This window comes from Bradyrhizobium sp. PRIMUS42 (assembly GCF_023006515.1).
Classification (GTDB): Bacteria; Pseudomonadota; Alphaproteobacteria; order Rhizobiales; family Xanthobacteraceae; genus Bradyrhizobium.
Genome location: NZ_JALBGZ010000102.1, coordinates 1 through 12,514 on the forward strand (window position 1 = coordinate 1; position 12,514 = coordinate 12,514).

The window sequence follows — 12,514 nt, forward strand, 5'->3', positions numbered from 1 at the left end:
CTGCGCATGTTCGACGCCGGCGTCGGCGACGGCACAGTGCTGGCGCGGGTGCTGCGTGCGACCCACCAGCGCTTTCCCCACATGCCGTTCTACGTCGCCGGCAAGGAGCTCAGCCTCGAGGACCTGCGCCTGACGCTGGAGAAGGTGCCGGATCGCATTTTCGAGCATCCGGCGTCGGTGTTCGTCTTCACCAACATGTTCTACTCGGAGGCGCCCTGGCTCACGCCGGCATCGCCCGCGGCGGCGGCTGCAACCGTCTGGCACGAGGTCCCGCTGCGGGGCGCCTCATCCGGCGAGTTCGAGCAGCAGATCGCGGAGCTGAGGCCGTTCTTGGAGCAGAACTGGCGCGCCGCGATCAGCCCGCGCACCGCCATGCCGCTGTATGAACGGCCCGTCGTCTTGGTGCTGTATCGCGAGGACCACAGGTTCCTGCTGGATTCGACCATTCCGCGGCCGGGCCAGACCGAAGCCAATTTCGACCTTGTCATCGCCTCCCAGCCCTACCGGGCCCTGTCCTCGGTCAATTTCCGGGCCAAGCGGATCATCGCACCCCTGGCGCGGGCGCTTCGGCCGGGAGGGCGGCTGATCGGTATCCACTCCCATGGCCAGGATCCGGGCATGGAAATGATCCAGGCGATCTGGCCGGGAGAAAATCCTTTCTCGGTCAGCCGTCATGAGCTACTGCGTGCGGTTAAGTATGAACTTGGATCGGTGGGCCGCGACTTAAATTTTAATGCTTACGCGGATAACCGTTCGATCTTCAGGTATGATATGGAAGCGCTGCCCAACGAGGTAACCGGTACGATCGGAACCTCGACGGCCTTTGCAGCGTGGAATGCGGCGGTGTATGTCGCTCAGATTGAGGACGACCGGTTGACAGAAATGACTCAAAACGGCCGCACTCTGGATGCCGCCAGGGACGTGCTGCGAAAGTACAATGGGCTCTGGTTTCTCGACGAATCCTACGTCATCTCGCGCCGGCGTGATTGACACCATCCACAGGTAAACATCGCAAACGCCCGCCGTTTAGCGGCGGAACAAGGGGTTACTGATGCGCGCGTCCTATCTCTTCACCAGCGAGTCCGTGTCCGAGGGTCATCCGGACAAGGTCTGCGACCGGATTTCCGACGAGATCGTCGATCTGTTCTACCGCGAAGGGCCCAAGGCCGGCATCGACCCCTGGCAGATCCGCGCAGCCTGCGAGACGCTCGCGACCACCAACAAGGTGGTGATCGCCGGCGAGACCCGCGGTCCGAAGTCGGTGACCAACGAGCAGATCGAAGGCGTCGTCCGCGGCGCCATCAAGGACATCGGCTATGAGCAGGAAGGCTTCCACTGGAAGACCTGCGATATCGAGATCCTGCTGCATCCGCAGTCGGCCGACATCGCCCAGGGCGTCGATGCGCTGCAGCCGGGTGAAGTGAAGGAAGAGGGCGCGGGCGACCAGGGCATCATGTTCGGCTACGCCACCAACGAGACGCCCGACCTGATGCCGGCGCCGATCTTCTACGCCCACAAGATCCTGCGCCTGATCTCCGAAGCCCGCCACTCCGGCAAGGAGAAGGTGCTCGGTCCGGACTCCAAGAGCCAGGTTACCGTGCAGTACGAGAACGGCAAGCCGGTCGGCGTGCGCGAGATCGTGGTCTCGCATCAGCACCTGGTCGAGGACCTCACGTCCAAGCAGATTCGCGACATCGTCGAGCCCTATGTGCGCGAGGCGCTGCCGAAGGACTGGATCACGCCGAAGACGATCTGGCACATCAACCCGACCGGCAAGTTCTTCATCGGCGGTCCCGACGGCGACTCCGGCCTGACCGGCCGCAAGATCATCGTCGACACCTACGGCGGCGCGGCCCCGCATGGCGGCGGCGCGTTCTCCGGCAAGGATCCGACCAAGGTCGACCGCTCGGCGGCTTATGCTGCGCGCTACGTCGCCAAGAACATCGTTGCCGCCGGTCTCGCCGACCGCTGCACGCTCCAGCTTGCCTACGCCATCGGCGTGGCGCGTCCGCTGTCGATCTACATCGACACCCACGGCACCGGTAAGGTTTCGGAGGACCAGCTCGAGAAGGCAGCCGCCAAGGCGATGGATCTGACGCCCCGCGGCATCCGCAGCCATCTCGACCTCAACCGCCCGATCTACGCGCGCACCTCGGCCTACGGCCATTTCGGCCGCACGCCCGACAACGAGGGCGGCTTCTCCTGGGAGAAGACCGATCTCGTCGAGCAGCTCAAGCGCGCGCTCTGATTCACTTGCGTCATTCCGGGGCGCCGCGACAGCGGCGAACCCGGAATCTCGAACTGCTGGATTCCGGGTTCGCTCGTTTCACGAGCGCCCCGGAATGACCAGCCAAACAAACAGGAACCCCCTATGAACGCGAAGCCCGGCTTCACCGATTACATCGTCAAGGACATTTCGCTCGCCGATTTCGGCCGCAAGGAACTCTCGCTGGCCGAGACCGAGATGCCCGGCCTGATGGCCACCCGCGAAGAGTACGGCCCGAAGCGGCCGCTGAAAGGCGCACGTATCGCCGGCTCGCTGCACATGACGATCCAGACCGGCGTGCTGATCGAGACGCTCGCAGCGCTCGGCGCCGACATTCGCTGGGTCTCCTGCAACATCTATTCGACGCAGGATCACGCTGCCGCCGCGATCGCGGCTGCCGGCATTCCCGTCTTCGCCGTCAAGGGCGAGACGCTCGCCGAGTACTGGGACTACACCGCAAAACTGTTCGACTGGCACGGCGGCGGTCACCCGAACATGATCCTCGATGACGGCGGCGACGCCACCATGTACGTCCATCTGGGTCTGCGCGCTGAGAATGGCGACACCGCCTTCCTCGACAAGCCCGGCTCCGAGGAAGAGGAAGTCTTCTTCGCGCTTCTGAAGAAGCAGCTCAAGGAAAAGCCGAAGGGCTACTTCGCCGAGATCGCCAAGAGCATCAAGGGCGTTTCCGAAGAGACCACCACGGGCGTGCATCGTCTCTATGACATGCAGAAGGCCGGCACGCTGCTGTGGCCCGCGATCAACGTCAACGACAGCGTCACCAAGTCGAAGTTCGACAACCTCTATGGCTGCCGTGAATCGCTGGTCGACGGCATCCGCCGCGGCACCGACGTGATGATGTCGGGCAAGGTCGCGATGGTCGCCGGCTTCGGCGACGTCGGCAAGGGCTCGGCCGCCTCGCTGCGCCAGGCCGGCTGCCGCGTCATGGTGTCGGAAGTCGATCCGATCTGCGCGCTCCAGGCCGCGATGGAAGGCTACGAAGTCGTGACCATGGAAGACGCAGCTCCTCGCGCCGACATCTTCGTCACCGCGACCGGCAACAAGGACATCATCACCATCGAGCACATGCGCGCGATGAAGGATCGCGCCATCGTCTGCAACATCGGTCACTTCGACAACGAGATCCAGATCGCAGGTCTGCGTAACCTGAAGTGGACCAACATCAAGCCGCAGGTCGACGAGATCGAGTTCCCCGACAAGCACCGCATCATCATGCTGTCGGAAGGTCGCCTCGTGAACCTCGGCAACGCGATGGGCCATCCGTCCTTCGTGATGTCGGCGTCCTTCACCAACCAGACGCTGGCGCAGATCGAGCTGTTCGCCAACAACAAGGACGGCAAGTACAAGAAGGAAGTCTACGTGCTGCCGAAGTCGCTCGACGAGAAGGTCGCGCGCCTGCACCTCGCCAAGATCGGCGTCAAGCTCACCGAGCTGCGCAAGGACCAGGCCGACTATATCGGCGTGAAGCAGGAAGGCCCGTATAAGAGCGACCACTACCGCTACTGATCGTCTGGTCCGATCGATCATCGACGCGAAGCCCCGGAGCGATCCGGGGCTTCATTATTTCGGCATATGGAGTTCAACTCGCTTTGCAGTTGCTGAACGGCTGATTGCCAATTGACGGCCAGCAGTGACGGGCGGACAATCCTCCTCGCCGGAGGAAACCATGCAACAAGAACATTTCGACGTGCTGATCGTCGGTGCCGGCCTGTCAGGCATCGGCGCGGGCTATCACTTGCAGGCCAAGTGCCCCGGCAAGAGTTACGTCATCCTGGAGGGCCGCGACTGCATCGGCGGCACCTGGGATCTGTTCCGCTATCCCGGCATCCGCTCCGACAGCGACATGTTCACGCTCGGCTATTCGTTCAAGCCGTGGACCGATTCGAAGGCGATCGCCGACGGGCCGCAGATCCTGAACTATGTGCGCGAGACCGCTAGCGAGAACGGCATCGACAGGCACATCCGCTTTCACCACCGCGTTAAACGCGCGGCGTGGTCGACACCGGATGCGCGCTGGACAGTGGAAGCGGAGCGCATCACGGGCGAGGGCGCGACCGAGCTCGTGCGCTTCACCTGCAATTTTCTGTTCATGTGCTCGGGCTACTACAAATACGAGGCGGGCTACACGCCGGAGTTCAAGGGCGGCGCTGATTTCGCGGGTCGCATCGTGCATCCGCAGAAATGGACCGAGGATATCGACTATGCGGGCAAGCGCGTGGTCGTGATCGGCTCGGGCGCGACCGCGGTGACGCTGGTGCCGGAGCTGGCCAAGAAGGCGGCGCAGGTCACCATGCTGCAGCGCTCGCCGACCTATGTCGTATCGCGTCCGGCGCAGGATCCCGTCGCCAACAAGCTGCGCCGCAATCTGCCGACGCGGCTTGCCTATCATGTCATCCGTTGGCGCAACGTGATGTGGGGGATGTTCTTCTTCCAGCTCAGCCGGCGCCGGCCGGACAAGGTGAAGAACCTGATCCTCGGCGGCGTCCGCATGGCGCTCGGCCCCGATTACGACGTCGCGACCCATTTCACCCCGCGCTACAATCCCTGGGACCAGCGGCTGTGTCTCGTGCCCGACGGCGATCTCTTCAAGGCGATCCGCGAGCAGCGCGCGTCGGTCGTCACCAGCGAGATCGACACGTTTACGCGCGACGGCATCCGCCTGAAGGACGGAAGCGAGCTTGCCGCCGACATCATCGTCACCGCGACCGGGCTGGTGCTCCAGGTCGTCGGCGGTCTCGAGGTCAGTGTCGACGGCCGCGCCGTGGATTTCGCCAATACGTTGACCTACAAGGGCATGATGTATGCCGACGTGCCCAACATGGCTTCGGCCTTCGGCTACACCAACGCGTCCTGGACGCTGAAATGCGATCTCACCTGCGAATATGTCTGCCGGCTCATCAACTACATGGACCGGCATAATTTCCGCCAGTGCATGCCGCACAATGACGACCCCGAGATCACCGCGCAGCCGTCGCTCGATTTCACCTCGGGCTATGTGCAGCGCTCGGTCGCCAAGATGCCGAAACAGGGCTCGAAGCAGCCGTGGCGGCTGTACCAGAACTACGCGCTCGACATCGTCACCTTGCGCTTCGGCCGGATCGACGATGGCGTGATGCGATATTCCTGATCACCCCGTCGGCAATGCGTTGTTTTGCGTATACGGCCGCCGGGCTGAATCGGCCAAGCTGGCGGACGGTTAACGCCGGATTTACGGATGAGTCCTAGCCTGTCTCGGCCGGGGTGACTCGCAAGGCCGAGGTAAGCCCAATGGAAGCCCAGAGAATCGCAGTCGACGCCGTCGTCGCCCTGACCGATTGCGACCGCGATGCCGTCAGCGCCTTCATCCGCCGTCTCTATCTCGCCGGCGTCACCGACCCCAAGCGCCTGACTTTCAAGGGCCTCCAGGCGTTGTCCCGGGCCTGATTTGGCTCGGTCCCGATCCGGGCTCGGCCCCGACTCCGTCCCCGCGCTCTCGCCAGTGTGAACCTCAACCTGGCGGTGAATATCTTGCCGCTCAGGCCGGTGCAGAGTAGATGACGTCCCCGGCTGGGTTCACTGGGGAACGGGGGAATGTTGAAACAGCTTTTTGCGCCGCAACTCGTCATTCTGTATGTGCTGGCGGCCTCGACCATTTACGTTCACTTCCGCGGCAAGCAGCGGCTGCGCTTCGCGCGCCAGCTCGGCGATCACTCGACCTATCTCGCACCCTACAACGTGCTGATGTATGCGGGCTCGGCCGTGCCCAACAAGCCGGTGATCTCGGTCGAGCAGTTTCCCGAGCTGAAGCCGCTAAGCGAGAACTGGGAAACCATCCGAGACGAGGCTGTGCGTCTGTTTGACGAAGGATTCATTCGCGCAGCCGCCAAGAACAACGACTGGGGCTTCTATTCCTTCTTCAAGAGCGGCTGGAAGCGGTTTTACCTGAAATGGTACGACGACTTCCTGCCGTCGGCGAACACGCTGTGTCCGAAGACGGTAGAGCTGCTCAAGTCGATCCCGATCGTACACGGCGCGATGTTCGCGATGCTGCCGCCGGGCGGCAAGTTGGGCGCGCACCGCGATCCCTTCGCAGGATCGCTGCGCTACCATCTCGGCCTGGTCACGCCGAATTCGAACAAGTGCCGGATCCTGGTCGACGGCGTCGAGTGCGTCTGGCGCGACGGCGAGGCCTTCATGTTCGACGAGACCTTCATCCACAGCGCGGAGAATGCGACCGATGTCAACCGCATCATCCTGTTCTGCGATGTCGAGCGCCCGATGAAGTTCGGCTTCATGACCGCGATCAACCGCTGGGTCAGCCACCACATCGTCAAGGCGTCCGCGACTCAGAACGTCGATGGCGAGAATGTCGGCGTGCTCAACAAGGTGTTCGGCAAGCTCTATGAGATCCATCTCGCCAGCCGCAAGGTCAAGGAGTGGAATCGCAACGTCTACTACACGCTGAAATACTCCCTGACGGCGCTGATCCTCGGCCTCATCGTGTGGTCGGCGTTGAGGTGATGGAGGTGCGCAGGGCGGATTAGCGAAGCGTAATCCGCCACCGCGCTGCGTTGGTGTTGCCGATCGCAGCGAAGCACGCTGTCAGCACCGTCTAGTGACGGTGTTTGTGCCCTGCTGAGCTATCAGGCGGCTGATAGCCTCGCAGCTCTGCGTATTTTTGCATCTGGCTCTGATTGAGCAAGGCAGCGGTCGACAGATGATACTTGAGGTGGCTCTCGCGAAGCCGACCCTGCGTTTCCGAAATGGCAACGAGGCTCGCCTTGAGCGATTCCGGCGTCACTGCACGGGCGGAGAATAGGTTGTCCAGCTCCCTCTCTTGCTCGACGAGCTTGTTACCGAGGGGGACCGTCTCTTGCTTCATCGAATCGAACAGGCGCTGCACCTCGGCACGTTGATCCGCGGTCAGGTCGAGGCGATCACCGAGCTCGAGAACGTGACTGGGACCGGGATATCCATTGAGTTCAGCGGCAAGCGCCAGGCCCATACCGCGTCCGGTCTGGAGATCGTCGACCTGCTGGTGCGATAGCGCCTTGATGGGACGCTGCTCGAGGCCGGCATAGGGCTTGCTGGACTGCGCGCTGGCGGCGTTGCAGGTGACGACAAGCGTTGCCGCAAGCAGGAGAAGGCGTCTCATGAGTCTGGCTCCATGAAATCAGGCCGGCTAGTCGATCGATCTCGACCGGAACTCTCGTGGTCCATCTTGCTGGATGGTCTCTCCCATGGCAACTAAGCTCGCCGTGATCGAGTAGCCGAAGATGGAGCAAGTGATGGTCCTCTTGCCGACCGCCGACAGCGAGACGAAGCAGTTCTTCCTCGCCTGGCTGGAAACCTTCGCGGGCTATGTCCGCGAGGTCGACTACGCCTCGGCGCGGCCGCTCTTTCATCCTGACGTGCTGGCCTTCGGCACGCACAACGATGTCATTCCGGGCCTCGATCAATGGGTCTCGACGCAGTGGGACAACGTCTGGCCGAAGACGACGGACTTCCGTTTCGTGCTCGATCAGACCTCGGTCTTGGCATCCCGCGACGGCACGATGGCAACGGTGATCGCGCCGTGGACAAGCACGGGCTATCATCAAGATGGCAGTGCGTTTCCTCGCCCAGGACGCGCGACGATGGTGTTTTCAAGAGAGGGCGATAATTGGCTGTGCGTGCATTCGCACATGTCGCTCAATCGTAGTGTGCCGCAGACAAGCCACGCCAACCGGCCGGTGAAGGCCTGGTAGGGTGTAGGGCGGATTAGCGAAGCGTAATCCGCCGTACGGTCGAGCAACAATCGACGTCACCGATTGCCGCGCGAAGGTGGCGGATTACGCTATCGCTAATCCGCCCTACGTTCGCACTTACTCCGGCTGGCCGATGCTCACCTTCAGCGTGCCGACGCCGTCGACGCCGCATTCGAGCTTGTCGCCGGGCTGGAGTTGGGACACGCCGGCCGGCGTGCCCGTCATGATGATGTCGCCGGCGGCGAGCTTCACCTGTTGCGATAGCTGCCAGATGATCTCGGGCACGTTCCAGATCAGCTCGGTGAGGTCGCCCTTCTGGGCTTCCTTGCCGTTGACGGTGAGCCAGATCTTGCCCTTCGAGGGATGGCCGATCTTCGCGGCGGGCTGCACCGCGGAGCAGGGCGCGGAATAGTCGAACGATTTGCCGACCTCCCACGGACGCTCCTTCTTGCGCGAGGCGATCTGGAGGTCTCGGCGGGTGAGGTCGATGCCGACGGCGTAGCCATAGACGTGGTCGAGCGCCTTGTCGGCGGCGATGTTCAGCCCGCCGCTCTTCATCGCGACGATCAGCTCGACCTCGTGATGCAGATCCTTGGTCAGCGGCGGATAGGGGATGGTGGCGCCGTCGGGCACCAGCATGTCGGCATGCTTGGCGAAGAAGAACGGCGGGGCGCGCTCGTCATTGCCCATCTCGCGGATGTGCTCGAGATAGTTGCGGCCGACGCACCAGATGCGGCGCACCGGATAACGGCCGGCCTCGCCGACGACGGGAAGCGATGGCTGCGATGGAAGCGGAATGACGTAGGAGGCGGCGTTCATGTGGGTCTCGCGGCTCTTGAGGTTGACAGGGAATTCTAGGCGGTTGCGCTGATCGGCGCCAGTGCGCCGGAATCGTGATGCTGCAGGCGGAAGAACGAGGCGTAGCGGCCGCCGCGGCGGAGCAACTCGTCGTGCCGGCCCTGCTCGACGATCTCGCCGCCCTCGACCACCAGGATGGCGTCGGCGTGCATGATAGTGTGCAGGCGATGCGCGATCACGATGGTGGTGCGGTTCCGGCACAGATGCTCGATCGCCTCCTGCACCTGCCGCTCGGATTCCGAATCGAGCGCGGCGGTGGCTTCGTCGAGCAGGATGACCGGCGCGTTCTTGATCAGCGCGCGTGCCACTGCGATGCGCTGGCGCTGGCCGCCGGACAGCTGCGTGCCGTGCTCGCCGACCGGCGTGTCGTAGCCGAGCGGGAAGCCCATGATGAAATCATGCGCGCAGGCGGCCTTCGCCGCCTCGATGATCTCGTCCTCGCTCGCGCCCGGCTTGCCGAAGGCGATGTTGCTGCGGATGGTGTCGCGGAACAGATAGACATCCTGGCCGACATAGGCGGTCTGCGCCCGCAGCGACTTTCGCGAGACCGAAGAGATCGACTGGCCGTCGATCACGATGTCGCCTTGCGTCACCTCGTGGAAGCGCAGCAGCAGCGCCAGCACGGTCGACTTGCCGCCGCCGGAGGGCCCGACCAGCGCGGTGACCTTGCCGGGCTCGGCGACGAAGCTCATGCGGTTGAGGACGGTCTCATTGGCGCGATAGGAAAAGCTGACATCGCGCAGCTCGATGCGAGCATCGGAGAGCTTGAGCGCCGGCTTGTCGTCGTCGGAACGCTCGCTGGCCGGGCTGTCGACGACCTCGAGCAGCATGCGCGCGCCGACCAGCTGGCTGTTCAAATCAATGTTGAGCCGCGCCAGCCGCTTGGCCGGCTCGGTCGCCATCAGGAACGCCGTCATGAAGGAGAAGAACGCGCCGGGCGTGGCGTTGAGCGCGACCACACTGTAGCCGCCGTACATCAGGCAGCCCGCGACCGCGAAACCGCCGAGCATTTCCATCAGCGGGTTGGAGCGGTTGGCGACGCGCGCCATCTTGTTGGCGTTGCGCTCGACGATCGCGATGTTCTCGTCGATGCGCTTCTGCATCGTGTCTTCGAGTGTGAACGCTTTGACGGTGCGGATGCCCTGAAGCGATTCCTGCATCGTCTCCATGATGTCGGCAGTGCCGGTGAACTGGTTGAAGGCGAGGCCCTTGATGCGCTTGACCAGCTTGCGAAGCACCAGCATCGCCGGCGGCACCACGACGAGGCCGATGAACGACATCACGGGGTCCTGCCACACCATCACCCCGATCATGGCGAGCAGCATCAACAGATCGCGCCCGATGGCGTTGACCAGCATGTTGAGCACGTCGGTGATCGACTTGGCGCCGGCCGTCAGCCGCGCCAGGAATTCGGAGGAATGCCGCTCGGAGAAGAAGCCGACGCTCTCGCGCATCAGCTTGGCGAACAGCTGGCGCTGGTTGGTGGCGAGGATGGCGTTCGAGATCTTGGTCAGGATCACCATGTGGCCGTAGGTCGCCACGCCCTTGATGAACAGCAGGAGCACCGTGATCCCAGAGAACATCGCGATGCCCGGGATGTTCTTGTCGACGTAGGCCTGGTTGATGACTTGGCCGAGCACATAGGTCGCGCAGGCGGTCGCGCCCGCGGCGACCGCCATCAGCGCGAAGGCGACGAGGTAGCGCCGCCAGTAGACGATGCCCTGTTCGGTGACGAGGCGGCGAATCAGGGTCGCTGCCGCATAGGGATCGTCGGTGATTTTCTTTGGAAACTGGGCCATCCGGTGTCCATTGACGGCGCAGGACAAAGCCTGCCCGCGCGTCAGGGATCGATGGGCCTCTGTGCCCGCTCAAGCGGGGTTTTTCAAGCCCAATTAAGGGCTTGCGTCGGAAGGGAATCTAGGCCGACGCGGCCTGGCGGAGCTCGCCATGGCGCTCGTGGAACAGCTTGTCCTCCCACGCCAAAGCGTGGGCTGCGATCGTCTCGAGGTCCTCGTATTGCGGCCTCCAGTCGAGCAGGCTGCGGATGCGGCTGGTGTCGGCGACCATGGTCATAATGTCGCCCGGCCGGCGCGGGGCGTATTGCACGGCGAAACTGCGGCCCGAAACCCGGCGCACGGCGTCGATGGTCTCCAGCACCGAATAGCCGCGGCTATAGCCGCAATTGAGCGTTGTCGAGGCGCCGCCATTGCGCAAGTACGCAAGGGCCGAGCGGTGCGCCTGCGAGAGGTCCGTGACGTGGATGAAGTCGCGGATGCAGCTTCCGTCCGGGGTCGGATAGTCGGTGCCGAACACGTCGATCTTGGCGCGCTGGCCGGTTGCGGCTTCCACCGCGATCTTGAGCAGATGCGTGGCGCCCACGGTGGCGAGCCCAATGCGGGCCTGCGGATCGGCGCCGGCGACGTTGAAATAGCGCAAGGTGACATACTGCATGCCGTAGGCGGCGGCGACGTCGTGCAGCATGATCTCGGTCATCAGCTTCGACGAGCCATAGGGCGAGAGCGGCCGCGTCGGCGCGTGCTCGGGCACCGGCACCTGGTCCGGATTGCCGTAGACGGCGGCGGTCGAGGAGAAGATGAAGCGATTGATGCCGCGCTTGACTGCGACGTTGAGCAGGTTGCGCGCGGTCATGAAGTTGTTGCGGTAGTAACCGAGCGGATCGCGCATCGAATCCGGCACGACGACGGAGCCTGCGAAATGGATGATGCTCTCGATGTTGTGCTGGGCGATCACGCCCTCGAGCAGGTTCTCGTCGCCGGCATCGCCAATGAACAGCGGCACGCCCTCGGGCAGATAGGCGGAGAAACCGGTCGAGAGATCATCGATCACGACGACGTCCTCGCCGGCTTCCGCCAGCGCCAGGACCGTGTGACTTCCGATATAACCGGCGCCGCCGGTGACTAGCACAGTCATGATCTCACCCGTCTTCGATCAACGCGCAAAGCTAGCGCTTGCGTGGTGAAGAGGGGGTATCGGCGCGGCTGAACTGGTCACTATGCTTAATGTTGCGTATAGGGGACCTTCGAAACGGAGCGTGACGTGGCGAATTTCCCCGGCGATCTCGAAGTGGTCGTGCCAAATCTGCACAGGCGCTATTCCGGGGTCACTGCGACCAACCGGATGGTGGCGCCGCGACTGGCGAAACTGTACCGCGCCGCCTGGTTCGGATCCGATGCGCCGGCGGGGATTGCGCGCCTGACCGTCGCCGATTTCCTGAAGCTATGGCGCCGCAAGGCGCCCTTGATCTGGCACGCGCGGCGCAACAACGAGATGATCGCAGGCGTTGCGCTACGCGCGCTCGGCTGGCCGTTGAAACTCGTGTTCACCTCGGCGGCGCAGCGGCACCACAGCTGGATCACGCGCTGGCTGATCCGGCGCATGGACGCGATCATCGCGACGTCGGATATCTCGGCATCGTTCCTGAAGGTGAAGGCGACTGTCATCCCGCACGGCGTCGACACCGACGTCTATGCGCCGCCGACAGATCGCGCCGCGGCGTTCGCGGAAGCCGCGCTGCCGGGCCCCGAGCATCACTTTCTCATCAACCCTTATGGGCTGATGTTCGACGAGATCACGGCGTCCAGCCTCGTCAAGGTCGATTTGCACGGCAACCAGCTCTCCGAGA

12 protein-coding genes are annotated in these 12,514 nt (G+C 63.4%); 8 read left to right on the forward strand and 4 right to left on the reverse strand.

The window, feature by feature from the left end:
* From MOV75_RS11215 to MOV75_RS11240, 6 genes are all read left to right on the forward strand, one after another.
* A partial coding sequence (locus MOV75_RS11215; protein WP_247005686.1) for a hypothetical protein occupies nt 1–990 on the forward strand: 990 nt, incomplete at its 5' end.
* Between the two features lie 61 nt (nt 991–1,051).
* Complete coding sequence (gene metK / locus MOV75_RS11220) at nt 1,052–2,248, forward strand: methionine adenosyltransferase (RefSeq protein WP_246918968.1); 1,197 nt, start codon at nt 1,052–1,054, stop codon at nt 2,246–2,248.
* A gap of 123 nt (nt 2,249–2,371) precedes the next feature.
* Nucleotides 2,372–3,793: an adenosylhomocysteinase gene (gene ahcY, locus MOV75_RS11225; protein WP_246918967.1), complete on the forward strand. Its 1,422-nt coding sequence runs from the start codon at nt 2,372–2,374 to the stop codon at nt 3,791–3,793.
* A 160-nt stretch (nt 3,794–3,953) separates the two neighbouring features.
* On the forward strand, nt 3,954–5,414 hold the full coding sequence (locus tag MOV75_RS11230; protein ID WP_246918966.1) for an NAD(P)/FAD-dependent oxidoreductase: 1,461 nt from the start codon (nt 3,954–3,956) through the stop codon (nt 5,412–5,414).
* Nucleotides 5,415–5,554: 140 nt separating this feature from the next.
* Nucleotides 5,555–5,710 carry a hypothetical protein gene (locus tag MOV75_RS11235; RefSeq protein ID WP_246918965.1) on the forward strand — a complete coding sequence of 52 codons (156 nt, stop codon included), beginning with the start codon at nt 5,555–5,557 and terminating at the stop codon, nt 5,708–5,710.
* 147 nt (nt 5,711–5,857) lie between these two features.
* The gene (locus MOV75_RS11240; protein ID WP_246918964.1) at nt 5,858–6,787 is read left to right on the forward strand and encodes an aspartyl/asparaginyl beta-hydroxylase domain-containing protein; all 930 of its coding nucleotides are present in this window, start codon (nt 5,858–5,860) and stop codon (nt 6,785–6,787) included.
* Between the two features lie 91 nt (nt 6,788–6,878).
* Here the strand turns inward: MOV75_RS11240 and MOV75_RS11245 are convergent, their stop codons facing one another.
* On the reverse strand, nt 6,879–7,421 hold the full coding sequence (locus tag MOV75_RS11245) for a Spy/CpxP family protein refolding chaperone (RefSeq protein WP_246918963.1): 543 nt from the start codon (nt 7,419–7,421) through the stop codon (nt 6,879–6,881).
* A 133-nt stretch (nt 7,422–7,554) separates the two neighbouring features.
* Between MOV75_RS11245 and MOV75_RS11250 the strand changes: the two genes are divergently transcribed.
* On the forward strand, nt 7,555–8,013 hold the full coding sequence (locus MOV75_RS11250) for a nuclear transport factor 2 family protein (RefSeq protein ID WP_246918962.1): 459 nt from the start codon (nt 7,555–7,557) through the stop codon (nt 8,011–8,013).
* A 117-nt stretch (nt 8,014–8,130) separates the two neighbouring features.
* Here the strand turns inward: MOV75_RS11250 and MOV75_RS11255 are convergent, their stop codons facing one another.
* The 3 genes from MOV75_RS11255 to galE all read right to left on the reverse strand — a co-directional run bounded on the left by MOV75_RS11255 (nt 8,131) and on the right by galE (nt 11,802).
* Nucleotides 8,131–8,832, reverse strand: coding sequence for a fumarylacetoacetate hydrolase family protein (locus MOV75_RS11255; RefSeq protein ID WP_246918961.1), 702 nt, complete (start codon nt 8,830–8,832; stop codon nt 8,131–8,133).
* Nucleotides 8,833–8,867: 35 nt separating this feature from the next.
* Nucleotides 8,868–10,670: an ABC transporter ATP-binding protein gene (locus MOV75_RS11260; protein ID WP_246918960.1), complete on the reverse strand. Its 1,803-nt coding sequence runs from the start codon at nt 10,668–10,670 to the stop codon at nt 8,868–8,870.
* Between the two features lie 118 nt (nt 10,671–10,788).
* A complete protein-coding gene (galE, locus tag MOV75_RS11265; RefSeq protein ID WP_246918959.1) occupies nt 10,789–11,802 on the reverse strand; it encodes a UDP-glucose 4-epimerase GalE in 1,014 nt (337 codons plus the stop codon).
* A 126-nt stretch (nt 11,803–11,928) separates the two neighbouring features.
* Between galE and MOV75_RS11270 the strand changes: the two genes are divergently transcribed.
* Nucleotides 11,929–12,514: class II aldolase/adducin family protein (locus tag MOV75_RS11270; RefSeq protein ID WP_369010450.1), on the forward strand; the 586-nt coding region annotated here is incomplete at its 3' end.

What these genes read in the sequence shown, in the direction of transcription:
- metK (WP_246918968.1), top strand. Translation starts at nt 1,052, where the DNA reads ATGCGCGCGTCCTATCTCTTCACCAGCGAGTCCGTGTCCGAGGGTCAT.
- ahcY (WP_246918967.1), top strand. Translation starts at nt 2,372, where the DNA reads ATGAACGCGAAGCCCGGCTTCACCGATTACATCGTCAAGGACATTTCG.
- MOV75_RS11230 (WP_246918966.1), top strand. Translation starts at nt 3,954, where the DNA reads ATGCAACAAGAACATTTCGACGTGCTGATCGTCGGTGCCGGCCTGTCA.
- MOV75_RS11235 (WP_246918965.1), top strand. Translation starts at nt 5,555, where the DNA reads ATGGAAGCCCAGAGAATCGCAGTCGACGCCGTCGTCGCCCTGACCGAT.
- MOV75_RS11240 (WP_246918964.1), top strand. Translation starts at nt 5,858, where the DNA reads ATGTTGAAACAGCTTTTTGCGCCGCAACTCGTCATTCTGTATGTGCTG.
- MOV75_RS11245 (WP_246918963.1), bottom strand. Translation starts at nt 7,421, where the DNA reads ATGAGACGCCTTCTCCTGCTTGCGGCAACGCTTGTCGTCACCTGCAAC.
- MOV75_RS11250 (WP_246918962.1), top strand. Translation starts at nt 7,555, where the DNA reads ATGGTCCTCTTGCCGACCGCCGACAGCGAGACGAAGCAGTTCTTCCTC.
- MOV75_RS11255 (WP_246918961.1), bottom strand. Translation starts at nt 8,832, where the DNA reads ATGAACGCCGCCTCCTACGTCATTCCGCTTCCATCGCAGCCATCGCTT.
- MOV75_RS11260 (WP_246918960.1), bottom strand. Translation starts at nt 10,670, where the DNA reads ATGGCCCAGTTTCCAAAGAAAATCACCGACGATCCCTATGCGGCAGCG.
- galE (WP_246918959.1), bottom strand. Translation starts at nt 11,802, where the DNA reads ATGACTGTGCTAGTCACCGGCGGCGCCGGTTATATCGGAAGTCACACG.